The following is a 24,262-nucleotide window of genomic DNA, read 5'->3' as shown; positions in this document are numbered from 1 at the left end:
CGCAGCCGGGGCCGCAGGGCGCCGGGGACTACGCCCCGCGGCGCCGATAGTGGATCCGGCGGACCCACCAGACGAGTGTCGTGGCTGCGGCGGCGCCGAGTACGGCGGTCTGTGCCGTGCCGGTGACCACGAACAGTGCGAGCAACGCGAGGATGCCGGTGAGCAGTGCCTCGAGCTTGTACAGCGGCCATGCGGTGCCGGCGATGTCGATGTGGCCCTCGCGCACGACCTCGCGGGACGGCGAGTCGAGTGTCGTCATCGCTCCTCCTGCGGGTCCGGAAAGTCTTCCTCAGGCTACTCGCACTCGAGAATTCGGGTCAACGAACTTTCGGGTGTACGTGTGCCGTATCACCGCGACCGTGTTCACTGGACGCATGCCTCTTACCGGAGAATACGAACCCAGTCCGTCGACGTGGGCGGCCGATCAGGTCGCGACGTACGAGTCCTCGGGCGGAACCGAAGGCACCACGCTCGGCGGCAGGCCTGTGGTGATCCTGACGACGCGCGGCGCCAAGACGGGAAAGCTGCGGAAGACCCCGTTGATGAGGGTCGAACACGACGGCACCTACGCGGTCGTCGCCTCTCTCGGGGGCGCGCCGAAGAACCCGGTCTGGTACTACAACGTCGTCGCAGACCCGCACGTCGAGCTGCGCGACGGCACCGAGGTCTACGACATGGTCGCCCGCGAAGTGCACGGCGACGAGAAGGCCCTGTGGTGGGAACGCGCGGTGGAGGCCTATCCGGATTACGCCGACTACCAGACCAAGACCGAGCGCTCGATCCCGGTGTTCGTCCTCGAACGGACATAGACCGATGGCCGGGCGCACCGTTGCGGACCAGCTGGTCGCTCAGCTCGTGGATGCCGGTGTCCGGCGGATCTACGGCATCGTGGGCGACAGCCTCAATCCGGTGGTCGACGCGGTGCGCCGGACCGGCGGCGCTGCCCGGGGCGGCATCGACTGGATCCACGTGCGCCATGAGGAGGCGGCCGCGTTCGCGGCGTCCGCCGACGCCCAGATCACCGGGGAACTGGCGGTATGCGCCGGCTCGTGCGGACCGGGAAATCTGCATCTGATCAACGGGCTCTACGACGCCCACCGGTCGGGAGCGCCCGTGCTGGCGATCGCGTCGCACATCCCGTCGACGCAGATCGGAACGGGCTACTTCCAGGAGACCCACCCCGATCGGTTGTTCATCGAGTGCTCGACCTACACCGAGCTGATCAGTGCGCCTGCCCAGGCACCACGTGTCACGCACAGCGCGATGGCCCACGCTCTGGCCTGTCCGGGGGTCGCGGTGGCCATCCTGCCCGGCGACATCGCGGCCCTGCCCTCGGAGGGCGCCGCACCGAGGCTCGTCCGCACCGGCGCGCCCACGCTCGTCCCCGATCCTGCCGATGTCCACGCCCTCGCCGAGGCCGTCAACGAAGCCGACAAGATCGCGATCTTCGCAGGGGAGGGGGTCCGGGGTGCGCGGGAGGAGTTGCTCACGCTCGCCGATACGGTGGCGGCGCCCGTCGGGCACAGCTTGCGGGGCAAGGAATGGATCCAATACGAGAACCCGTTCGACGTGGGAATGACGGGTCTACTCGGATACGGTGCCGCGCACGACGGTATGCACGGCGCGGACCTGCTGCTCCTCATCGGCACGGACTTTCCGTACGACCAGTTCCTCCCGGACGTACGCACCGCCCAGATCGACGTGGATGCCGCGCGGCTGGGCCGGCGCACCGAACTCGCCCTCGCGGTGCACGGAGACGCCGCGGCGACGTTGCGTGCTCTGCAACCGCTGATCCACCGCAAGACCGATCGCGGGTTTCTGGAACACACTCTCGAACGGCACCGGAATCTCATGCAGAAGGTCGTCGGGGCCTACACCACACCGGTCGGACAGCGGAAACCGATCCATCCCGAATTCGTGGCCTCGATTCTCGACGATGTCGCCGCCGACGACGCGGTGTTCACATCCGACACCGGGATGTGCAACGTGTGGTCTGCCCGCTACCTGAATCCGAACGGGCGGCGACGATTCCTGACCTCGGCGTTGCACGGATCGATGGCCAACGCGCTGCCGCACGCGATCGGCGCGCAGACGGCCGCGCCCGACCGTCAGGTCGTGTCCGTCAGCGGCGACGGCGGACTGGCGATGCTCCTCGGGGAACTCGTCACCGTCGTCATGCACCGGCTGCCCATCAAGATCGTGCTCTTCGACAACTCGACGCTCGGCATGGTCAAACTCGAAATGCTGGTGGACGGTCTCGCGGATTTCGGTGTCGACGTACCGCCCGTGGACTACGCGCGAGTGGCGGACGCGCTCGGCTTCTTCTCGCGTCGCGTCGAGGATCCCGCAGACGTGGAGCACGCATTGCGGGAGGTCTTCTCCCGGCCGGGACCCGCACTTGTGGACGTCGTCACCGATCCGCGGGCGCTGTCGCTGCCACCGGCGATCACGGGCGAACAGGTCAAGGGCTTCGCGCTGGCGATGTCGAAGGTCGTGATGAACGGGGGAATGGGCGAGGCCGTGCAGATGGCGAAATCGAACCTTCGGAACGTGCCGAGACCGTCGCAGTTCGGCTCCTGAACCCGGGAGGACCACCACCGTCGACGGCGCGATCCGGGTCCGCGTTGTCGGTGCCGAGCGGGAAGTGGCAGCATTGACCGGTGACCTCCACCGCGCGAGCTGCTGAACCGACCCACGAGACCACCGTGCCCAGCGCGGCTGACATCGATGCGGCAGCCGAGCGAATTTCGGAGGCGGTCGCACCGACGCCGCTCGAACTCAGCCCCCGCCTGTCCGCTCTCGTCGGTGCGAACGTCTACCTCAAGCGTGAGGATCTCACCCGGGTGCGTTCGTTCAAGCTGCGCGGGGCGTACAACGCCATGGCGCAACTCGACGCGGCAGAGCGCGCTGCGGGCGTGGTCACGGCCAGTGCCGGCAATCACGCTCAGGGCGTGGCCTACGCGTGTCGCGTCATGGGCATCCAGGGACGCATCTACGTGCCCACCCGCACCCCGAAGCAGAAGCGCGACCGGATCCGTGTCCACGGCGGCGACAGTGTCGAACTCATCGGCGTCGGCGACACCTTCGACGCCGCGGCCGCGGCCGCGGCGGCCGACGCCGCGCGCACCGGTGCGACGATGATCCCGCCCTTCGACGACGCACGTACGGCTGCCGGGCAGGGCACGATCGCGCGGGAGATCCTCGGGCAACTCGATGGCGATCTCGATGTACTTCTCGTCCCCGTCGGAGGTGGCGGTCTCCTCGCCGGTCTCGCCGCCTACCTGCGGGAGCGGTCGCCGCATACGTCGATCGTCGGGGTGGAACCGGCGGGCGCGGCGTCGATGACGGCCGCGCTGGTCGCCGGCGGGCCCGTGACCTTGCCGGAAGTGGAACCCTTCGTCGACGGGGCCGCCGTCAAGCGGATCGGCGATATCCCGTATGCCGTCGTATCCGCACTCGGCCCGGAGGTGGTGTCCCACTCGAGTCTGCCGCTGGTGGCCACGCTGCGCCGGGAAGGACTCGGCCGAGCGCACTTCGGGATGACCCAGATCGACGAAGGTGCACTGTGCACCACGATGCTCGATCTCTACCAGAACGAAGGCATCATCGCCGAGCCCGCAGGCGCGCTGTCCGTCGCTGCCCTCGAGTCCGTTTCGGTGGACCCGGGAGCGAACGTGGTGTGCCTGGTGTCGGGCGGCAACAACGACGTCTCGCGCTACGGGGAGATCATCGAGCGGTCGCTCGTCCACCGCGGACTCAAACACTACTTCCTCGTGGACTTCCCCCAGGAGCCCGGCGCGCTGCGCCGGTTCCTGGACGAAGTTCTGGGGCCGGACGACGACATCACCCTGTTCGAGTACGTCAAGCGCAACAACCGGGAAACCGGCGCTGCGCTCGTCGGTATCGAACTGGGTGCGGCGGAAGACCTTTCCGCTCTGCTCAATCGGATGGATGCATCGCCGATCGACGCGCAGCGACTCGAGCCGGGTTCGCCGGCCTACCGCTATCTGACCTAGCCCACACCCTGCACGTCCTGACCGTGCGCCGGCGCGGATTCCAGGACGACGAACGAGTGGCCTGGGACGAGCACTGCGGACTCGGTGCGGTTGACCACAGGTTCGTCCCACCAGACCAGCGGTTTCCCGCCCGCGGGCACTGTGACGGGGTCGGGTCCGAGATTGCAGGCGATACGCAGCGAACCGCGGTACACGACGATCCATCTCTCGTCCTCGTCGTAGGTCACGTGTACGTGTTCCAGCCACGGGTCGGTGAGCTCGGGCCGGGTACGGCGCAACGAGATCAGCTCGCGGTAGCACGCGAGGAGCCGGGCATGCTCACTCCTGTCGCGCTCCTCCCAGCACAGTTTCGACCCGAGAAAGGTCTCCGGATCCTGCGGGTCGGGGACGTCGCCGGCGTCCCAGCCGTGCTCGGCGAACTCGCGCCGCCGGCCTTCCACCACGGCAGCTGCGAGTTCCGGTTCGGGGTGCGACGTGAAGTACCGGAAGGGTGTGCTTGCGCCCCATTCCTCGCCCATGAACAGCATCGGGGTGTAGGGCGAGGTGAGCACGAGCACCGCCTTCAGTGCCAGCTGCCCGGGTTCGAGATAGGCGCCCGGCCGGTCGCCGAGTGCCCGGTTGCCGACCTGGTCGTGCGTGCACGTGTAGGCGACGAGCGCGCTCGCCGGCGTCCGCCGGATGTCGAGCGGACGCCCGTGGACACGGCCCCGGAAGGTCGAGTAGGTGCCGGCGTGGAAGAAGCCGTGACCGAGGGTGTATGCGAGGCAGTCGAGGGAGCCGAAATCGCCGTAATAGCCCTGACGCTCACCGGATACCGCCGCGTGGATCGCGTGGTGGACGTCGTCGGCCCACTGTGCCTGCAGTCCGTAGCCGCCACCGGAACGGGGTGTGATCAGTCGTGGATCGTTCAGGTCCGACTCGGCGATCAACGACAGTGGACGGCCCAGATGAGCGGAGAGCCCGAATGTTTCGATGGCCAGTTGCTCGAGGATGTGCATCGCGGTGTGGTCGGCGAGCGCATGGACGGCATCCAATCGTAGTGCGTCGACGTGGAAGTCCCGGAACCAGCGCAACGCGTTGTCGAGGATGTAGCGGCGCACTTCGCCGGAGTCGGGACCGTCGAGATTGATGTTGTCGCCCCAGATGCCCGGCGCAGCAGCGAGATAGGGGCCGAACCGGCCCAGATAGTTCCCCGACGGGCCGAGATGATTGTAGACGACGTCGAGTACGACACCGAGTCCGCGCGCATGGGCCGCGTCGACGAAACGCTGCAAGGCATCGGGCCCGCCGTAGGGCTCGTGAACCGCATACCAGAGCACGCCGTCGTAGCCCCACCCGTGTACACCGTTGAACGCGTTGAGCGGCATGAGTTCCACGAACTCGACGCCCAGATCCACAAGCTCGTCGAGTCGCTCCGTCGCGGAATCGAGGGTGCCTTCGGGTGTGAAGGTACCGACGTGCATCTCGTAGACGATGCTGCCCGCCAGCTGCCGACCGGTCCAGCCGTGGTCGGTCCACTTCGACTCGTCGAGCACATGGAGCCGGGACGGTTCGTGGACTCCGTCGGGCTGACGCGGCGAACGTGGGTCGGGGAGCACGACGTCGACGTCGTCGTCGAGCACGAAGCCGTACCGGGCATCGGGCGCGACATCGACGGTGGCGCGCCACCAGCCGTGGTCGTCGCGTTGCATCTCGTGGAGCGTCCCGTCGGCGAACAAACGGACGGATGTCGGGATCGGAGCCCAGACCTCGAAGGTGTGCACCCGACCAGCATGCCGTGTCGCCCCTTCCGGCGCAGGACATGCCGGCGGCGAACGCCGCGGTCGAGGTGAGCAGTTTTGCTGCAGCCGTAATGCACTCGATACTGGGGGAGTGAATCCGAATCCCGACCGCGCCCGCCGACGGTACAGCTCACCGCTGAGGGAAGAGGCGGCACGCCGTACCCGCGAGACGATCCGGGACGCCGCTGCGCGACGGTTCGTTCGCGATGGCTATGTCAGCACCACGATCAAGCACATTGCCGACGAGGCGGGCGTCGCCGTACGCACGGTGTTCACCGCCTTTCCCGGCGGCAAGGCGGAGATCTTCCGCGAGGCGCTCGACCACGCGGTAGCGGGTGGGGGTGACCCGGGCGCTGCCGCTACGGGCGACCGGGAACCGGTAGAGGGCGAGGATTCGGTCTCGCACGTCGATCTCGTCGTCGAGCAGGTGGTGCGATACGGCACCGAAATGCTCGAACGGGCGGGCGGACTACTCATGACCTCCGTGGAATCATCCGGTGCGGATCCGGACATGCGTCGGTTCGCCGCCGACGATGCGAGGGCAACTGCGGAGAACGCTCGCACCCTCGCCGAAGGATTCGAGCAGGCCGGCTGGCTGCGTGAGGACGTCACCGTCGAACACGCGGCCGACGTTCTGTTCACCCTCAGTTCTCCGCAGGTGCACGCCCTGCTCAGGCGCGACTGCGGGTGGGACGCCGAACGGTACCGGCAATGGCTCTCGGGAACACTGCGGGCGACGTTGCTGCGACGGACCGCGCCGTAACCGGGTCCGCTCGGTCGTCTCAGTCGTCGCCGCGGTCGTCGAGATAGAGCCAGTGGCCGTTCTCGCGCAGGAATCGGCTGTGCTCGCGCATTGATCCGGCTACACCCCCTGCTGTCCAGTGCGCGCGGAATTCCACCGTGCCGGTCGTGTGGAGGAAACCACCTCCGGTGGTGCGCAGCACTTCGAGCCCGGTCCAGCGCTGATCCGGGTCGAACTCGATCGAGCGGGGACGGGTGGACGGATGCCAGCTGCGCAGCAGGTGCTCTGCGTCGCCCACGACGAAAGCGGTGTATCGCGAGCGCATCAGCCGCTCGGCGGTCGGTGCGCTCCGGCCGGCCAGCAGCGGACCGCAGCACTCGGCGAGGGGGAGACCGCGACCGCACGGGCACGGGGAGTCCGGGTGGGCAACGGCACGGCGGTCGGCTCTGCTCATGGACAGAAGTGTCTCCCGAGGAGGTCTCTCGACCGATTTCGGGCCCCCGCCCGTCAGAATCGATCCTGCCGCACCGACGAGCACGGCACTTTCGGGGCGGCCGTCCGTAGAGCGCCCCGGATCACGGCCGAGCGGCCGGATCGCGAATGATGTTCTCGGACCGCGCGCTCCGGAGCGCGCCATGATGCACAATTCCGAACATGAACGCGCAGCGCTACGTCGGGGTCGTGGGTCCGGGTGAAGCCACGCCCGAACAGCGACGCATCGCGCGTCAGGTGGGGGGTCTCCTCGCCGGGCGGCGGGCTGTCGTGGTCACCGGTGGTCTGGGTGGAGTGATGGCAGCTGCCTGCCGCGGCGCTGTCGAAGCGGGAGGGACCACCCTCGGGCTGCTCCCCGGAGAGGATCGAGCCGAAGGAAACCCCTATCTGACCGTTGCCGTTCCCACCGGTCTCGGCGAGATGCGCAACGCCTTGCTGGTGCGCAGCAGCGATGCCCTGATCACCGTGGGTGGAAGCTGGGGAACGATGAGCGAGATCGCGCTCGCGGTACGAATCGGTGTGCCGGTCATGGCGATCGGAGGGTGGCGGATGCCGGCTGCGGGGGTGCTCGAGGTCGAGTCCGCCGCCGAAGCGGTGGAATGCCTGCACGCGCTGTTGTGGCGCAAGGATCCGGTGTGATGCGGATACGGGAACGAGACACTGCCCGCCGCTGCGGATCGGCGGGCAGTGTCTCGTCGGGGCCGTCGTTCGAGCTCTGGGGACGCTCTACCTACGAGTTGGCGAGCTCGTAACGGCGGCGGTACTCCTCCTTGGAGGTCTCGCTGATGTCCACATCGGTCGCACGGGCACGGAGGGCGCCGACGGTGGCCTGCTCACGCGGGATGTGCTTGAAGGGATCCCAGTCGAAGAAGCGGGCCGCGTTGGCGAAGGTGATCTTGTCGATCTCCTCGTCGCTGCACTCGCACGCTTCCAGTTCCTCCATCAGGATCTCCGGCGAGTTCGGCCAGGTGGAGTCGGAGTGCGGGTAGTCGCACTCCCAGGCGATGGTGTCGACACCGAGACGATGGCGGTTGTTCAGTCCGCTCGGTTCGGTGATGTAGCAGGCGAGGAAATTCTTGCGCCACACGTCGGTCGGGGTCATTCCCTCGGGGAGGAAGCTCGTACCGGTCCAGGATTGATTGACGATGTGCCGATCGAGCCGGTCGAGCCAGGGTGCGACCCAGCCGACGCCCCCCTCGCTCATCGCGATCTTCAGGTCGGGGAACTTCTTGAAGGCGCCACTGAGCATCATGTCGGTCGCCGCGATGGTCGAGATGAGCGGGGTGAGGATCATCATGTCGTCGATGTTGAAGCCCGCAGGACGCTTGACCAGGTTGATACCGCCACCGATATGGAGTGACAGCACGATGTTGTGCTCGACGCAGGCTTTGAAGATCGGATCCCAGTAGCCGGACTTGAAGTCGGGGTAGCCCTCACCGACGCCGTACGGCGTTTCGGGGATGCTGATCGACCGGCAGCCCATCGCGGCGATGCGCTCGATCTCTTTCACCGACTCGTCGACGTCGTAGAACGGGATGATGCCGATGGGGATGAACCGGCCGGGATGAGCGTCGGGGACCTCACCGACGACCCAGTCGTTGAACGCCTTCAGTGCTGCGAGGGACAGCTTCTTGTCGGGCAGGCTCGCCAGGTGGGTGCCGGCGAAACCGGGGAAGGTCGCGAAGAGCGTCGCGGCGAGGGTGCCGTTGGCGTCCATGTCGCGGACGCGCAGATCCATGTCGTATACGCCGGGGCGCATCTCGGCGTAGCCGGTGGGATCCATGCCCCACTCGTTCTTGGGCCAGGAGACGACGGCGTTGAGGCCGGAGCTGCCGACCACGGTGCCCTGGAACTGCCAGGCTTGCACGTTGGGGTTGCGTGGGTGGGTGGTGAGTGTGGGGGCCTGGTCCATCAGGCTCTTGGGGAAGTGCTTCTCGAAGATGTCCGCAGGTTCGACCACGTGGTCGTCGATGCTGATCATCACCATGTCTTCGGTCTTCATCCGAATCCTCTCCCTGGGCTGCGCAAAAGGTGCTGCCGGCGTCGCCGCTCGCGATGAGAACTAGATTTCCGTATTCGAGAACATAAATCAAGAAGTGCAGCTCCCGGGCTCGGATCTGCCTCTTCGATTCTGCGGATCGGACGCTCCTGCCGCTCATCCTCCTGTGAAAAGTAAGTGATTCTCCCACGATCACGGCAGGCTGTGCGGAGTCTTCGTCAAGAACAGCATTCTTGATTCTGGTAATCACGATGTCAACTTCGGTATGGAGGCAGGATCTTCTCCATAGCCGAAGTGCTCCCCGAAGGGCGAGAAGACAAGAATGCTTGACATAAAATGACAAGTGAAGTTTACTTTCGCGGTGACCGGTTCATTGAGGAGCAACAGGGTTCGGGAGTTCCGTAAGAAGGCGGGACTGACCCAGGCCGCGCTCGGCGACGCGGTCGGCGTCAGCAGGCAGAGCATCGTATCCACGGAGAAGGGCGACTACGCGCCCAGTGTGTACCTCGCATTGCGTCTCGCAATCCGACTGGGCACGACCGTCGAGGAGTTGTTTCCGCTCACCACGAAGGAGTCCTCATGACAGCGTTCCTCAAGGCCGCGCGTTTCATCGGCGACCTCGACGACGATTTCTACCGCGACGAGCGGCAACGTGACGTCTGGAACGAGGCGTCGGCGGTCGGATTCCAGGTGTTCTCGTGGGCTGCGCTGCTGGGAGCCGGGATCCTTCCGTGGGTCGCCGGTCGTCCGGGAGCATGGACCGCCCTCGGAATCCTTGTCGTCTGGTTCCTGGCCTCGATGACCACCACGATCTATGCGCGTCTGCAAGACGTCGATGTGTACGAGACGTCGACGCTCCGGCGGCCCCGTGCACTCGCCGCCTTCGCGCTGTATCTGGCCGGCATCGCGGGCATCTTCGTCTACCTGCGTTTCGGCGGCGAGACCTTCGACAACGATCCGGCAACCTGGGCCGGCCGGATCACCGGTGCGGTCGTGGGACTGGCGATCGTCGGTGGGTTGTTCGCCCTGTACCGGCGGCGCACCCGCCGGCGCCTGGCCGACGAGGATGCTCGCGACGCCCTCGAGCCCTGAGCCGACGGGGCCCTGCGCGGGTTACACCGGGTCGGGGTCCCGCACGAGGGCGGCGACGGGCAGTTCCTTCAACAGATCGGCGACGCCGACCCGACCCGAGAACGAGCGTCCCGACAGCAGTTCGGACCACTGGCCGTCCGGAAGGTCGAGCACGGTCCCGTCCCAGCCCGATCGTGCCAGTGACACCGTATGACGCGAAGCGCATGCGATGACGTCGAGTTCGTTCGATGTCGGGCCGCGCCCGAACGCCACCAGATGGCGGGCGGCGGGACCGGACGCGAGCAATGGCACATAGGCACCGCCGACGAAGCTGTCCGGACGCGTGCGACGGAGCTGCAAGGCGGTCCGCACGACCCGGAATTTGGTGGGTGCCGAGTCGATCTCGTCGAGCAGGCGGCGGCGCGTCGCGAAATCGACCCTCCGGCGATTGTCCGGATCGACGAGGGAGTCGTCCCACAACTCGGTGCCCTGATAGACGTCGGGCACGCCGGGGCCGAGAAGCTGGAGCAGCTTCTGGCCGCACGATACCGCCGCCGTGTGCGGCTCCGTCTCGGCGACGAATGCGGTGAGTTCACCCCCGACAGGTCCGTCGCACACCCTGTCCAGCCATCCTGTCACGGCGGCCTCGAAGTCCTCGTCCACTTCGGTCCAGGTGGATCGAGTTCCGTTTTCCCGCAGTGCTTTCCGTGCGTACTCGTGAATCCGCTCACGCAGTTCGGCAGTCACCACGCCATCGCGGGGCCAGACCCCGAACAGTGTCTGCCAGAGGAACAGGCCGATGGCCGGGTCGGGAGCGGGAGCGCGGTCGTTCCACGACTCGAGCCGGCGGGCCCACTCCTCGGCGACCTGTGAGAGCACCCCGATCCGTGCCCGCACATCCTCGCTGCGCTTCGTGTCGTGCGTCGACAGGGTGGTCATCGCCCGCGGCCAGTGCTGTGCCCGATGGGTCCAGGCGAGATGGAACTCGGCCGGGGTGATGGAGAGGCGACCGGGCTGCCCACCCACCTCCTGCAGCGAGATCAGCCGTGCCGCCCGGTAGAACAGGCAGTCCTCGACCGCCTTGGCGGTCGCGGCCCCGCAGACCTGCCCGAAGCGGGTCGCGGACTCCCCGCCGAAAGCCATCGCCCGCGCGAAGACCGCGAGCGCGGAGTCGAGCGAGGGGTGCGTCCGTGCAAGGTCTCCGACGATGCGAGGCAGCAGAGTCGTCAACGGCGCGTAATCCGCGCGGTAGACGGGAAGGTGGGCGGCGACGGCGACCACGGCGTCGTGCAAGGATTTGTCAGTGCACTCGTGGTCGCCGGTGTCGCGGCGGATCGCCCGCACGAGTCTGCGCACCTCCGGTGCGAGCCCGTTCTCGAGCACCGATCTCTTGAGATCGTGTTCGCGTGCGCGCAGCCACGCCGCATCGCCCTCGTTGCCGGTGAACTTCCGGGACAAGGCGTTCAACCACGGCTCGCCGGCGGGGTCGACGAACACCGCGGACAGCTCACCGAGCGCGTCGTAGCCGGTGGTGCCGTCCACCGGCAAAGTCGCGTCCAACGGCTCGGCGTCGCCGAGGATCTTCTCGATCACGAGCCATCGCCCAGGCCCGACGAGTTCGCGCAGCCGCGCCAGATAGCCGGCCGGATCCGCGAGGCCGTCCGGATGGTCCACACGGATCCCGTCCACCAGATCGTCGGCCATCCACGAGGAGATCTGCTCGTGCGTCGCCGTGAAGATGTCCGGATCCTCGACACGCACCGCGGCAAGATCGTCGACGGTGAAGAATCGGCGGTACCCGATCAACCCGGAATCCCATGCCACGAGCCGGTACGCCTGCCGAGCGTGAACCTCTTCGCCCGTGCCCCCGTCCGTTCCAGGGGCGACGGGGAATCTCTTGTCGTAGTAGGCGAGCATCGGTTCGTCACCGGAGCGATCGACGGTCAGCTCGCGGACGTCGTCCTCGGCGCCGAGGACCGGCAGGGCGATCCGGCCGTCGGCGCCGTTGTCCGCCGCGAGGTCGAGATCGAAGAACCGCGCGTACCGCGACGCCGGCCCGTGCTTCAATACGTCCCACCACCAGGCGTTCTGGCGCGGATCGTGCACTCCGACGTGATTGGGGACGATGTCGACGACGAGTCCCATTCCTCGCTCGCGTGCCTCTCGCGACAACTTCTCGAATCCGTCGCGCCCGCCGAGCGACTCGGAAACCGTGCCGGGATCGACCACGTCGTAACCGTGGGTGGACCCGACGGTCGCGGTCAGGACGGGGGAGAGATAGACGTGCGAGACGCCCAGCCCCTCGAGATAGTCGAGCAGGTCGATCGCGTCGGCGAAGGTGAACTCGTCGCCGCGCATCTGGAGTCGGTAGGTGGACTGCACCGGCGCTGGATTCCCCGCGTCGCCGCCGGTCACACCTTCCGCTTCCACATCGACTGTCGTCACCGGGTTCTCCGGAGCACGAGCACCGATCGGCCCTCCACTCGTACAGCCTTGCCTGCGACGATGATCTCCTCCCGCAACCCGTCCGGGACGTCGGTGTCGAGTGCGACCGTCCACTCGTCGGCGTGCGGGCCGTCGGGGGTGACGAAATCGATGGGTTCGTGATGGGCGTTGAAACACATCACGAACGAATCGTCGACGACGCGTTGCCCGCGCTGATCGGGTTCGGGGATCCCCTCGCCGTTGAGGAAGACCGCGAGCGACTTACCGAAGCCGCTGTCCCAGTCCTCCGGCGTCATCTCGTCGCCGCTCGGCGTCCGCCACGCGATGTCGCGGGACTGATCGCCGCTGCGGATCGGGCGACCTTCGAAGAACCGGCGACGCCGGAAGACCGGGTGTTCGGCGCGCAACGCGATCACGTTGCGCGTGAACGCGAGCAGGTCGGAGTTCGACTCGGCGAGCGACCAATCCATCCACGACAGTTCGTTGTCCTGGCAGTAGACGTTGTTGTTGCCCTGCTGGGTGCGGCCGAATTCGTCGCCGTGGGCGAGCATCGGGGTGCCCTGCGACAGGATCAGAGTTGCGAGCATGTTGCGCTGCTGGCGCGCGCGTAGCGAGAGGATCTCCGGATCGTCCGTCGGACCTTCGACACCACAGTTCCACGACCGGTTGTGCGACTCGCCGTCACGATTGTCCTCGCCGTTGGCAGCGTTGTGTTTCTCGTTGTAGGACACCAGGTCCGCGAGAGTGAAGCCGTCGTGGGCGGTGACGAAGTTGATCGACGCACCCGGGCGACGGCCGGTGTCCTCGTAGAGATCCGACGAGCCGGTCAGCCGCGAGGCGAACTCACCGAGCGTCGACGGTTCGCCCCGCCAGTAGTCGCGGACCGTGTCCCGGTACTTGCCGTTCCACTCCGTCCACTGCGCAGGGAAGTTCCCGACCTGGTAACCGCCCTCACCGACATCCCACGGCTCGGCGATGAGCTTGACCTGCGAGACGACCGGATCCTGCTGGACGAGATCGAAGAACGCCGACAACCGGTCGACGTCGTGCAGTTCGCGCGCCAGGGTCGAGGCGAGATCGAACCGGAAACCGTCGACGTGCATCTCGGTCACCCAGTACCGCAGCGAATCCATGATCAACTGCAGGGTGTGCGGGTGGCGGGCGTTGAGGCTGTTGCCCGTTCCCGTGTAGTCCATGTAGTAGGCCTTGTCGTCGTCGACGAGGCGGTAGTAGGCGGCGTTGTCGATACCACGGAAGCTGATCGTGGGACCGAGATGGTTTCCTTCGGCGGTGTGGTTGTAGACGACGTCGAGAATCACCTCGATGCCCGCTTCGTGGAAGGCCCGCACCATCGCCTTGAACTCGGCGACGACCGCGCTCGGCTTGTTCGACGACGAGTAGTCGGCGTGCGGTGCGAAGAACCCGAAGGTGTTGTATCCCCAGTAGTTCCGCAGACCCTGGTCGAGCAGCACCTGGTCGTGCATGAACTGGTGCACCGGCATCAGTTCGATCGCGGTGACGCCGAGAGCGAGAAGATGATCGATGATCGCCGGATGCGCGAGACCGGCATAGGTGCCCCGCATGTGCTCGGGAACGTCCGGATGCGTCGCGGTCATGCCCTTGACGTGAGCCTCGTAGATGACGGTCTCGTTGTAGGGACGACGGGGATGGCGGTCCATCGCCCAATCGAAGAACGGATTGATCACCACGGTCGTCATGGTGTGCCCGAGAGAGTCCAGGCCGGGCAGATCAGCCGCGACCCCCGGGCTCCGGCCGGTCGCGATCGCTTCGGGTTCGATGTCTTCGGCGTCGCCCGGATCAAACTGCTCCGGTGCGTCGTCCGTGCCGGTGCCCGAATCGGCCTCACTGCCGGGCAGCGGATAGGAGAACAGCGACGGATCGCCATCGAACGAACCGTCGAAGGCCTTCCCGTACGGATCGAGGAGAAGCTTGCTCGGATCGCACCGGTGCCCGTTCTCCGGGTCGAACGGGCCGTGCACGCGATAGCCGTAGCGCTGGCCGGGCGCGACCGTGGGGAGATAGGCGTGCCAGACGTAGCCGTCCACCTCTTCGAGCGGAATGCGCGTCTCCGTCCCGTCGCGTGAGATGAGGCAGAGTTCGACCTTTTCGGCGATCTCGGAGAACAGCGCGAAGTTGGTCCCCGCCCCGTCGTAGGTCGCACCGAGGGGATACGCCGATCCCGGCCACACTTCCAGAATTTCGGGCAGGTCCTCGGTGGTGCTCGCTTCGGTGGGCTCCATGACCGCCCACAGTAGCCCTCCTGCGGTAGGTGCACTCGGGGTGTGAGGGTCACCACCATTCGGTGGCGGCGCCGAGCTGCCTGCCGAGTTCGGGCGTCAACGTCCGCACGTATGTCGTGGTGAGGTGGTTGTCGTCGCGATAGATGAGGACGTTGCCTTCGACGACCCGGCACAGAGCGGGTCGGCAGAACTTGTCGGACAGATCGAGCAGCGAGACGTTGGGCAGGTGCGCGGACGCGGCGACGGCCGGGTCGACCGGGTCCAGCGCTTGCGCACGCGGTACTCCGCACGACTCTGCGGTGCCGCCACCGGCGAGACAGTCGGCGGCTCGATACGCGACTTCGTCCCGGATCAACCACGGATTGTCGCGGATCGCGACCACCGGGATGCCGTAGTCGGCGAGAGTTTCCCACAGATCGATGTACCAGAACGGCGTGAAGTCGCCCGGCCCTTCCCCTTGATCCTTGGTGCGCGTCGACGTGGTGAACAGGTAGTCGGGTGGATCTGCGCGCAGTTCCGCGAGCACGGCGGTCGACCACGTGTCGCATTCGACGGTCGGAGACTCCTCCACGAGCGGCGCGAGGGGGTCCGACAGCGGGCAACCGACCTTGAGATAGGTATCGAGCCGGAAACCGTGCTCGACACCGAGGGCGTCGAGCGCGGCGAGCCAGTGTTCCGAATGGGACCCCCCTGCGAGCACCATTCGCCGCGTCGCGAGCGGATCGCCGTAGGTACAGGTCAGCGGCGTGCGATTGGTGTGTTGCGCGATGCAGTTGTCGAGCGTGGCAGGGGGCAGATCGCGATGGGCGACCAGCAGCGGCGGTTGTACCGGTTGCGGCTCGGCGGACACGGCGGGATCGAACACCGCAGCGCCCGGATACAGCGCCGACGGTAGCGCCGAGGTCAGTTCGAGTGTCTGCGCGGAGCGGTCGACGCGGAAGTGCCAGATGTTGGCCACCCCGATCAACGAGACCGCGACGACCGTCACGAGCCCCACCAGTGCGGTCCGGGCGGGGCGGCGGGGCTCGGTTCGGCGGATGGGCTCTTCGAACCAGCGGGTCGAGGCCTCCGCGATGAGCAGCGACAGGCCGATGACGCCGAGGCCGCCCAGCAAGCCGGCCGAGGGATGTCCCCTCACGATCAGGTAGCCGATGAGGATCGGCCAGTGCCACAGATACAACGAGTACGCAATCGCACCGAGCCGCACCATGGGTGCGGACGACAACAGCCGTGCCGTAGGGGTGTCGTGTTCCGCAGCATCGGATCCCGCTCCGGCCACCACGAGCGCCATCGCCGCACCGACCGGGACGAGCGCCCACGGGCCGGGGAACAGGGCGTTGCCGTCGAGGACGAAGCCGCACGCGAGCAGCACGCCGAGAGCGAGCACACCGAGCACGATCCGCAGCGCCCGCGGAAGCCGCAGCCAGGGCAGCAAGCACACCAGTAGTCCGCCGAGGGTGAGTTCCCAGGCGCGGGCGGCGCTGTCGTAGTACATCCACGACTGTGCACGGTCGGCGCAGACCGCATAGGTCAGCGACGCCGCGGTCAGTACCGCGAGCAGCACGGTGAGGGGGGTGCGTACCGGCACCGACTTCCGGCGCAGCAGCCATGCGAAGCCGAACACGACGACGATGGCGGCGAGATAGAACTGGCCCTGCACCGCGATCGACCACAGATGCTGCAGCGGGCTGACCATAGGATCTGCGGCGAGATAGTCGCTCGCGGTACGAGCGAGATGCCAATTCTGCAGGAACAGCAGTGACGCGCCGGTCTGCTCCGCCACCCGGAACCATTGCGTGGACGGAAGCAACACGACCGCTGCCGCACTGACGGTGGTGAGCACGAGGACGAGCGGGGGCAGCAGTCGTCTGCCGACCCGGCGCAGTACGGGGCGGGGGTCGAGTGCCGCCGGGGATTCGGCGGTCCGCAGGAGTGAGCCGACGAAGAAGAACCCCGACAGAGCCAGAAAGACGTCGACCCCACCCGAGACACGACCGAACCACACATGGAAGACCACCACCAGCGCGATAGCGAGACCGCGCAGGCCGTCGAGATCGGCGCGACGTGCGGGGCGGCTACCCGCTGTCCGAGCGGCACGCTCGAGTTCTCGTCCCGAGGTGTGGACGGACATGTAACGGATACCCCCGGTGTCATGCGTGGTCGGCTGCACTGTCGCCCGGCACGAACGAGCGCAGCGGGCGATTACCGTGAGAACCTTTCACGGCAACTTTGGCAGACTACGCGGCTGCGATGGGCGACGGCCAGGCACCTACAGTCGTGGCGTGGGTAACTCTTCCATGTCGGCCGAGCGGATCCGCACCCTCGACAGTCGACATCTCTGGCATCCTTACAGCGCCTTTCCGGTGACCACCGAACCGTTGGTGGTCGACCGCGCCCAGGGTGTCCGGATCGTCCTGGCCGACGGCCGCGAGTTGATCGACGGCATGAGTTCGTGGTGGGCCGCAGTGCACGGTTATCGGCATCCCGTGCTCGACGCAGCCGTCCGTGAGCAACTCGACCGGATGAGCCATGTGATGTTCGGCGGCCTCACCCACGAGCCTGCCGCGCGGCTCGGGGAACTGCTCGTCGAGATCACCCCCGAGGGGTTGGACACGGTATTCCTCGCCGACTCGGGATCGGTGTCGGTCGAGGTGGCCGTCAAGATGGCGGTGCAGTATCAACGCGCGGTCGGTAGACCCCGACGGCGGCGCCTGCTCACCTGGCGCGGCGGATATCACGGCGACACCTTCGCCCCGATGAGCGTGTGCGACCCGGAGGGCGGCATGCATGCCCTGTGGACCGACATCCTCACGCGGCAGGTCTTCGCACCCGCCCCGCCGGCCCATTTCGATTCCGGTTATGTCGCACTGTTCGAGTCGGTGCTGGTCGAGCATTCCGACGAGATCGCTGCGGTCATCGTCGAGCCGGTCGTACAGGGCGCCGGCGGGATGCGCTTCCACGATCCGCGGTATCTGCGGGAGTTGCGGAGGATGTGCGACGAGCACGGGCTGGTGTTGATCTTCGACGAGATCGCTACCGGCTTCGGCCGCACCGGAGAATTGTTCGCGGCGGGGCATGCACAGGTGAGCCCGGACGTGATGTGCGTGGGCAAGGCACTCACCGGCGGCTACATGACCCTCGCCGCGACGCTGTGCACAAGGGCCGTTGCCGAGACGATCAGCGCGGGCGAGGGCGGCGGCGTGATGCATGGACCGACCTTCATGGGCAATCCGCTCGCGTGCGCCGTCGCGATCGCGGCCGTCGAACTGCTGCTCTCCCGCGACTGGCGGGCCGAGGTAGCGGCAGTGAACGCGGGTCTGAGGGAGGGGCTCGCACCGGCTCGCGACCTCCCGGGTGTGGTGGACGTGCGGGTGCTCGGCGGGATCGGGGTGGTCGAACTCTCCGCCCCGGTGGACATGCGTGCGGCGACCGATGCTGCGGTCGCCGCCGGGGTGTGGCTGCGACCGTTCCGCAATCTCGTCTACACCATGCCTCCCTATGTCTCCTCGGCGGCCGACATCGCCGCGATCACGTCGGGGATGATCGCCGCGGCGGCGGCGAAGGGCGGCTGAGGGCGGACGGCTTCGGTAGACCGCGCACAGAACTGCGTTAGCGACTTGAACACCGTTCAAGTATGGTGACCGCTCATGAGTGCACATCCCGTACTGGAGTGGCTCGACGACACCGCACGGACCCGGCGCGCAGCGGGACTGCACCGGGAGCCCGTCGTGCGGACCGCCGGTTCCTCCGTCGTCGATCTTGCGTCCAACGACTATCTCGGTCTCGGCCGGCATCCCGAGGTTCTTGCAGGGGCGACCGCGGCCCTGCGCCGCTGGGGAGCCGGTGCCACCGGATCGCGACTGGTCACGGGCACCACTGCCGAACACGAACTTCTCGAGCGTGAACTGGCCGACTTCGTCGGAGCCGACAGCGGTCTGGTGTTCTCGAGTGGATACGCCGCGAATCTCGGTGCCGTCACCGCGCTGACCGGCGAGGGCACGCTGATCGTCTCCGACGCCGGCGGTCATGCTTCCCTCGTCGATGCGTGCAGGCTGTCCCGGGCGAGAATCGTGGTGACCCCGCACAACGACGTCGAAGCGGTGGCGCATTCCCTGGCGACACGCACCGAGGATCGGGCGCTCGTGCTCACCGACTCGGTGTTCAGTACCGACGGAGACCTTGCCCCATTACGCGAACTGCATCGCGTCTGCCGGATGCACGGCGCGATCCTGCTCGTCGACGAGGCCCACGGCGTGGGAGTCCGCGGCGCAGGGGGGCGTGGACTTGTCCACGAAGTGGGCCTCGCCGGTGAAGCCGATGTGGTCCTCACCGCCACATTGTCGAAATCTCTTGCAGCCCAAGGCGGAATAGTCCTGGCCGACCGGCGTGTGCGTGAACATCTCGTGGACACCGCCCGTACGTTCATCTTCGACACCGGCCTCGCGCCCGCTTCGGTCGGGGCGGCGCGCGGTGCACTGAAGGTCCTACGTGCCGAGCCCGGCCGTGCAGCCGCCGTGCTCGAACAGGCCGCGCACCTGGCCGACGTCACGGGCGTCGACGCCCCACCGTCCGCCGTGGTCTCGGTAGTCCTCGGCGACCCGCACGTCGCCGTCGAAGCCGCCCGGCAGTGCCGCGAACGCGGCGTGCACGTCGGATGCTTCCGGCCACCCTCGGTACCGGCCGGCACTTCACGGTTGCGTCTGACCGCGCGAGCCGGCCTGACCGACGCCGAACGCACTCTCGTCGACGAGGTGCTCACCGATGTCCTGACGGTGGCGCGAACATGAGCGTGCTCGTCGTCACCGGCACGTCGACCGATGTCGGGAAGACCGTCGCGACGGCCGCGCTGGCCGTGAACGCCGTGGCAGCGGGGCTGCGGGTGGTGGTCTGCAAACCAGTCCAGACCGGCGTGGCCGACAGCGAACCGGGCGACCTGCAGGAGATCCGCCGGCTCGCCGGGGACTGCGTCCGCCTCGTCGAACTGGCCCGGTATCCGGAACCGCTCGCCCCCGACACCGCCGCACGCCGCAGTGGTCGGAGGCCGCTCGACCTCGACGAGGTCGTCGGCGCCGTCCGGCGCGCGGACGGTGAATACGACCTCACCCTGATCGAAGGTGCGGGCGGTCTGCTCGTCCGGCTCGGTGCCGGCGGATTCACCCTCGTCGATGTCGCCGCCGCGCTCGGTGCCCCCGCGCTGATCGTCGCAGCCGCAGGTTTGGGCACGCTCAACCACACCGCGCTCACCGTGGCCGCGCTCCGCTCGGCAGAAGTCGCCTGCCCCGGAGTGATCATCGGATCGTGGCCTGCTGCACCGGGTGTCGCGGAGCGGTGCAACTTGGACGACCTCCCGGAAGTCACAGGAGTCCCTGTGCTGGGCAGGATCCCGGCCGGAAGTGGTGCCCTCGATGCCGAGGATTTCGCCGCCCGTGCCCCCGAGTGGCTGCAGGTGCCACTCCGGACGAAACGGCATGCGGGTGGTGTTTCGGTTGTACTGTGATGGGTGACACACGCAACTGGCCTGTCCCATCGTGTCGGCCCATGCGACATGCCGACCGCTCGGCCCGGAGGTACGGATGTCCACCAGCGAATTGCAGGAACTTCACCGCACCGTCGCGCAGCTGCGCCAGTGCGTCGGATCGCTACGGTCGCGTTACGGAGACGCGACCGCCGTCCGGAGGCTGTCCAACGACCTCGAACGCCTCGATATCGACATACACGACTTCGTCGAACGACCGCCGCGCGAGATCGTCGACACATCCGGTGAGCGCATCCCGGTGCCCGACACGCCGTACGACGACTCGTTGTTCCGTGGAACGGATACGGACGACGAGGGTCTCGGCGGGCTGCACGGATCGCGGTGAGTACCTCAGAGTCGACGTCGGCGGCACGCAGCGAGCCGGCCGCCGCCGGTGTCCCCTCCGGCAGACGCGCGCAAATCACGGTACGAACACTCCGGACCGACCGCTGGTGGCAGACACCTGCACTCACCGTCGTCGGTCTCGGCGTGTTCGTGGTCTACGCGACGATCCGCTCGTTCGTACGTAGCGCCTACTACGTCGAGGACTACCACTATCTGACGCCGTTCTACTCCCCGTGTGTGAGCGCATCCTGCGTGGAGGGTGCCCGTCACTTCGGAACGTGGGTCGGCGAACTCCCCATGTGGATTCCGCTCGCGTTCCTGTCGTTGCCGTTCCTTCTCGGATTCCGGCTGACCTGCTACTACTACCGCAAGGCCTATTACCGTTCGTTCTGGTTGTCCCCACCGGCGTGCGCGGTTGCCGAACCCCACGCGCGTTACAGCGGTGAGACGAGGCTGCCGCTGATCCTGCAGAACTCGCACCGTTACTTCTTCTATGCCGGTTTCGTGGTGTCGCTGATCAACACCTACGACGTGATCCTGTCCTTCCGCAGTCCGGGCGGATTCGGCATCGGGCTCGGCAACGTGATCCTGCTGATCAATGTGATCCTGCTCTGGGGGTACACGCTGTCGTGCCACTCCTGCCGGCACGTGACCGGTGGCAGACTCAAGCACTTCTCGAAACATCCCGTGCGGTACAGGATCTGGACCTTCGTCTCGCGGCTCAACACCAGGCACATGCAGTTCGCCTGGATCACGCTGGGCACCCTGATCCTCACGGACTTCTACATCATGCTCGTGGCGAGCGACACCATCTCGGATCTGCGGTTCATCGGCTGACGGACGATCCGTAGCGCGAGACCCGGATACGGGGAGATCGGACGAGCAGGAGCACCGGCAGAGCAGGGCACCGGAGGAGGGGGAAGCACTGATGGTGGATGTCGAACGGCATCAGGTCGACGTCGTCGTGATCGGGGCGGGGGGCGCCGGGCTCCGCGCGGTCATCGAGGCGCGGCAACGGGGATTCTCCGTCGCCGTGGTGTGCAAATCGCTGTTCGGCAAGGCTCACACCGTGATGGCGGAAGGAGGGTGCGCCGCCGCGATGGGCAACGCGAATCCGCGCGACTCCTGGCAGGTGCACTTCCAGGACACGATGCGCGGCGGCAAGTTCCTCAACAACTGGCGGATGGCCGAACTGCACGCGCGTGAAGCCCCGGACCGGGTGTGGGAACTGGAAACCTACGGAGCACTGTTCGACCGCACCCCCGACGGACGGATCAGCCAGCGCAATTTCGGTGGTCACACCTACCCGCGACTCGCCCATGTCGGCGATCGCACCGGCCTCGAGCTGATCCGCACGATGCAGCAGAAGATCGTCTCGCTGCAGCAGGAGGACTACGCCGAACACGGAGACTACGAGGCGCGGGTCCGCGTCTTCGCCGAATGCACGATCACCGAGCTGCTGAAAGACGCTGAAGGGCGCATCGCCGGGGCATTCGGGTACTGGCGCGAAACCGGACGGTTCGTGCTGTTCGAGGCGCCGGCGGTCGTCATCGCGACCGGCGGTATCGGCAAGTCGTGGAAGGTGACCTCGAACTCGTGGGAGTACACCGGCGACGGCCACGCCCTCGCGCTGCGCGCCGGTGCCGCCCTGATCAACATGGAATTCGTCCAGTTCCACCCGACCGGGATGATCTGGCCACCCAGTGTGAAGGGCATCCTTGTCACCGAAGGCGTGCGCGGCGACGGCGGAGTGCTGAAGAACTCCGAGGGCGAGCGGTTCATGTTCTCCTACATCCCCCCGGTGTTCAAAGGCCAGTACGCCGAGACCGAGGACGAGGCCGACCGCTGGTACGAAGACCAGGAGAACAATCGCCGGACTCCGGATCTGCTTCCGCGCGACGAGGTCGCCCGCGCCATCAACTCGGAAGTCAAGGAAGGCCGGGGCACTCCGCACGGCGGAGTGTTCCTCGACATCGCGTCGCGCATGCCGGCCACCGAGATCATGCGCCGTCTGCCGTCGATGCATCACCAGTTCAAAGAACTCGCCGACGTCGACATCACCGCCGAAGCCATGGAGGTCGGACCGACCTGTCATTACGTGATGGGGGGTATCGAAGTCGACCCCGACACAGGTGCCGCCTCGGTGCCGGGGCTTTTCGCAGCCGGAGAGTGCTCCGGCGGTATGCACGGATCCAACCGACTCGGCGGCAACTCACTGTCGGACCTGCTGGTCTTCGGCCGGCGCGCGGGGCTCGGCGCAGCCGACTACATCCAGGGCCTCACCACGCGACCGGCTATCGCCGCCGAGGACATCGACGCCGCCGCACGTTCCGCGCTCGCTCCCTTCGATCCGGCCGACCCCGAGCACGCCGAGAATCCGTACACCTTGCACACCGATCTGCAACAGGTCATGCAGGATCTTGTCGGCATCATCCGTCGTGCCGAAGAGGTCGAACGCGCACTCGCCGAACTGGACGCGCTGCGAACCCGGATACGGAACGTCGCGGTGGAAGGGCACCGGCAGTTCAACCCGGGTTGGCATCTCGCACTGGACCTGCGGAACATGCTGCTGGTGTGCGAGTGCGTCGCACGGGCAGCCCTGCAGCGCAACGAAAGCCGTGGAGGGCACACCCGAGACGATTACCCGTCGATGGATCCCGAGTGGCGTCGCACCCTGCTCACGTGTCGCCTCGACGGCGGCGACCCCTTCGTTCCGGACGTCACGGTGACTGCCGAGCGGCAGGAGCCGATGCGCCCCGACCTGCTGGAACTGTTCGACATCGACGAGCTCGGCAAGTACTACACCGACGAAGAACTCGCAGACCATCCCGGACGGAGGGGTTGAGGTGGGATACCAGGCGGCGTTCAGGATCTGGCGGGGCGATGCCGAGGGAGGGGAGCTACGCGACTACACCGTCGAGGTCAACGAGGGGGAGGTCGTCCTCGACATCCTGCACCGCCTGCAGGCGACACAGGCACCGGATCTCGCGGTCCGGTGGAACTGCAAGGCGGGCAAGTGCGGATCCTGTTCGGCCGAGGTCGACGGTCGCCCACGTCTGACCTGCATGACCCGCATGTCGCTGTTCGAGCCCGACGCGACGGTGACGGTGACACCGATGCGAACCTTCCCGATCATCCGCGACCTCGTCACCGACGTCTCGTTCAACTACCTGAAGGCCCGCGAGATCCCCGCGTTCGCGCCGCCTCCGGACCTCGCGCCGGGGGAGTACCGGATGCAGCAGTCCGACGTGCAGCGCTCCCAGGAATTCCGCAAGTGCATCGAGTGCTTCCTGTGTCAGAACGTCTGCCATGTGGTGCGCGACCACGAGGAGAACAAGACGGCGTTCGCCGGCCCCCGCTATCTGATGCGCATCGCAGAACTCGAGATGCATCCGCTCGATGCGGCCGATCGCCGCGACGCCGCGCAGGACGAGCACGGCCTCGGCATGTGCAACATCACGAAGTGCTGCAGCGAGGTATGCCCCGAGAACATCCACATCACAGACAACGCGTTGATCCCGATGAAGGAGCGCGTCGCCGGACGCCGCTACGACCCGATCGTCTGGCTCGGTAACAAGCTGTTCCGACGCTGAAG

General features: G+C 66.9%; 21 protein-coding genes. 14 read left to right on the top strand and 7 right to left on the bottom strand.

The genetic code is table 11. The features are described from left to right. Positions 1-28: 28 nt before the first annotated feature. Positions 29-259, bottom strand: coding sequence for a hypothetical protein (locus tag ABZ789_RS12920; RefSeq protein WP_358424171.1), 231 nt, complete (start codon positions 257-259; stop codon positions 29-31). Between the two features lie 115 nt (positions 260-374). Here ABZ789_RS12920 and ABZ789_RS12915 point away from each other — a divergent pair, with 115 nt between their 5' ends. The 3 genes from ABZ789_RS12915 (at position 375) to ilvA (ending at position 4,016) form a co-directional block, all read left to right on the top strand. After that, positions 375-809, top strand: a complete 435-nt coding sequence (locus ABZ789_RS12915; RefSeq protein WP_358424169.1) for a nitroreductase family deazaflavin-dependent oxidoreductase — start codon at positions 375-377, stop codon at positions 807-809. Positions 810-813: 4 nt separating this feature from the next. Next, positions 814-2,580, top strand: a complete 1,767-nt coding sequence (locus tag ABZ789_RS12910; RefSeq protein WP_358424167.1) for a pyruvate dehydrogenase — start codon at positions 814-816, stop codon at positions 2,578-2,580. An 80-nt stretch (positions 2,581-2,660) separates the two neighbouring features. Then, entirely contained in the window at positions 2,661-4,016 is a 1,356-nt protein-coding gene (ilvA, locus tag ABZ789_RS12905) for a threonine ammonia-lyase IlvA (RefSeq protein WP_358424165.1), read from the top strand. On the opposite strand, the gene treZ is transcribed toward ilvA, so the two are convergent. After that, positions 4,013-5,779, bottom strand: a complete 1,767-nt coding sequence (treZ, locus tag ABZ789_RS12900; protein ID WP_358424163.1) for a malto-oligosyltrehalose trehalohydrolase — start codon at positions 5,777-5,779, stop codon at positions 4,013-4,015. The genes ilvA and treZ overlap by 4 nt on opposite strands. A gap of 109 nt (positions 5,780-5,888) precedes the next feature. Between treZ and ABZ789_RS12895 the strand changes: the two genes are divergently transcribed. Further along, entirely contained in the window at positions 5,889-6,560 is a 672-nt protein-coding gene (locus ABZ789_RS12895) for a helix-turn-helix domain-containing protein (RefSeq protein WP_358424161.1), read from the top strand. A 19-nt stretch (positions 6,561-6,579) separates the two neighbouring features. On the opposite strand, the gene ABZ789_RS12890 is transcribed toward ABZ789_RS12895, so the two are convergent. Next, positions 6,580-6,993 carry a YchJ family metal-binding protein gene (locus ABZ789_RS12890; protein WP_358424160.1) on the bottom strand — a complete coding sequence of 138 codons (414 nt, stop codon included), beginning with the start codon at positions 6,991-6,993 and terminating at the stop codon, positions 6,580-6,582. 200 nt (positions 6,994-7,193) lie between these two features. On the opposite strand from ABZ789_RS12890, the gene ABZ789_RS12885 reads away from it, so the two are divergent. Further along, positions 7,194-7,670 carry a TIGR00725 family protein gene (locus tag ABZ789_RS12885; RefSeq protein ID WP_358424159.1) on the top strand — a complete coding sequence of 159 codons (477 nt, stop codon included), beginning with the start codon at positions 7,194-7,196 and terminating at the stop codon, positions 7,668-7,670. Between the two features lie 91 nt (positions 7,671-7,761). Here ABZ789_RS12885 and ABZ789_RS12880 read toward each other — a convergent pair whose 3' ends face one another. Next, positions 7,762-9,033 (bottom strand): amidohydrolase family protein, encoded by a 1,272-nt coding sequence (locus ABZ789_RS12880; protein WP_358424157.1) that lies wholly within the window; start codon positions 9,031-9,033, stop codon positions 7,762-7,764. 358 nt (positions 9,034-9,391) lie between these two features. Here ABZ789_RS12880 and ABZ789_RS12875 point away from each other — a divergent pair, with 358 nt between their 5' ends. Together ABZ789_RS12875 and ABZ789_RS12870 are read left to right on the top strand one after the other, a co-directional pair. Next, positions 9,392-9,613, top strand: a complete 222-nt coding sequence (locus ABZ789_RS12875; protein WP_358424155.1) for a helix-turn-helix transcriptional regulator — start codon at positions 9,392-9,394, stop codon at positions 9,611-9,613. Continuing rightward, positions 9,610-10,122 (top strand): DUF2029 domain-containing protein, encoded by a 513-nt coding sequence (locus ABZ789_RS12870; protein WP_358424153.1) that lies wholly within the window; start codon positions 9,610-9,612, stop codon positions 10,120-10,122. The genes ABZ789_RS12875 and ABZ789_RS12870 overlap by 4 nt, the downstream gene beginning before the upstream one ends. A 21-nt stretch (positions 10,123-10,143) precedes the next feature. Here ABZ789_RS12870 and treY read toward each other — a convergent pair whose 3' ends face one another. Genes treY through ABZ789_RS12855 form a run of 3 tightly spaced genes read right to left on the bottom strand, consistent with a single transcriptional unit; the run spans position 10,144 to position 16,938 of the window. After that, positions 10,144-12,546, bottom strand: a complete 2,403-nt coding sequence (gene treY / locus ABZ789_RS12865; protein ID WP_358424151.1) for a malto-oligosyltrehalose synthase — start codon at positions 12,544-12,546, stop codon at positions 10,144-10,146. Further along, complete coding sequence (gene glgX, locus ABZ789_RS12860) at positions 12,543-14,807, bottom strand: glycogen debranching protein GlgX (RefSeq protein ID WP_358424149.1); 2,265 nt, start codon at positions 14,805-14,807, stop codon at positions 12,543-12,545. The genes treY and glgX overlap by 4 nt, the downstream gene beginning before the upstream one ends. Positions 14,808-14,856: 49 nt before the next feature. Beyond that, positions 14,857-16,938 carry an acyltransferase family protein gene (locus ABZ789_RS12855; protein ID WP_358424147.1) on the bottom strand — a complete coding sequence of 694 codons (2,082 nt, stop codon included), beginning with the start codon at positions 16,936-16,938 and terminating at the stop codon, positions 14,857-14,859. A 151-nt stretch (positions 16,939-17,089) separates the two neighbouring features. Between ABZ789_RS12855 and ABZ789_RS12850 the strand changes: the two genes are divergently transcribed. The 7 genes from ABZ789_RS12850 (at position 17,090) to ABZ789_RS12820 (ending at position 24,260) form a co-directional block, all read left to right on the top strand. Next, entirely contained in the window at positions 17,090-18,379 is a 1,290-nt protein-coding gene (locus ABZ789_RS12850; RefSeq protein ID WP_358424145.1) for an adenosylmethionine--8-amino-7-oxononanoate transaminase, read from the top strand. Between the two features lie 75 nt (positions 18,380-18,454). Beyond that, positions 18,455-19,594, top strand: coding sequence for an 8-amino-7-oxononanoate synthase (locus tag ABZ789_RS12845; RefSeq protein WP_358424143.1), 1,140 nt, complete (start codon positions 18,455-18,457; stop codon positions 19,592-19,594). Continuing rightward, positions 19,591-20,304: a dethiobiotin synthase gene (bioD, locus tag ABZ789_RS12840; RefSeq protein ID WP_358424141.1), complete on the top strand. Its 714-nt coding sequence runs from the start codon at positions 19,591-19,593 to the stop codon at positions 20,302-20,304. Before ABZ789_RS12845 ends, bioD begins: the two co-directional genes overlap by 4 nt. Positions 20,305-20,380: 76 nt before the next feature. Further along, positions 20,381-20,668: a hypothetical protein gene (locus ABZ789_RS12835; RefSeq protein WP_358424139.1), complete on the top strand. Its 288-nt coding sequence runs from the start codon at positions 20,381-20,383 to the stop codon at positions 20,666-20,668. Further along, positions 20,665-21,504, top strand: a complete 840-nt coding sequence (locus tag ABZ789_RS12830) for a hypothetical protein (protein ID WP_358424137.1) — start codon at positions 20,665-20,667, stop codon at positions 21,502-21,504. The genes ABZ789_RS12835 and ABZ789_RS12830 overlap by 4 nt, the downstream gene beginning before the upstream one ends. Before the next feature lie 91 nt (positions 21,505-21,595). Next, positions 21,596-23,512, top strand: a complete 1,917-nt coding sequence (locus tag ABZ789_RS12825; RefSeq protein WP_358424135.1) for a fumarate reductase/succinate dehydrogenase flavoprotein subunit — start codon at positions 21,596-21,598, stop codon at positions 23,510-23,512. Position 23,513: 1 nt separating this feature from the next. Further along, positions 23,514-24,260 (top strand): succinate dehydrogenase/fumarate reductase iron-sulfur subunit, encoded by a 747-nt coding sequence (locus ABZ789_RS12820; protein ID WP_358424133.1) that lies wholly within the window; start codon positions 23,514-23,516, stop codon positions 24,258-24,260. The last annotated feature ends 2 nt before the right edge of the window (positions 24,261-24,262 follow it).

This window comes from Rhodococcus sp. NPDC047139, assembly GCF_040643435.1.
Classification (GTDB): domain Bacteria; phylum Actinomycetota; class Actinomycetes; order Mycobacteriales; family Mycobacteriaceae; genus Rhodococcus.
This window is presented reverse-complemented; position numbering and strand designations above follow the sequence as displayed.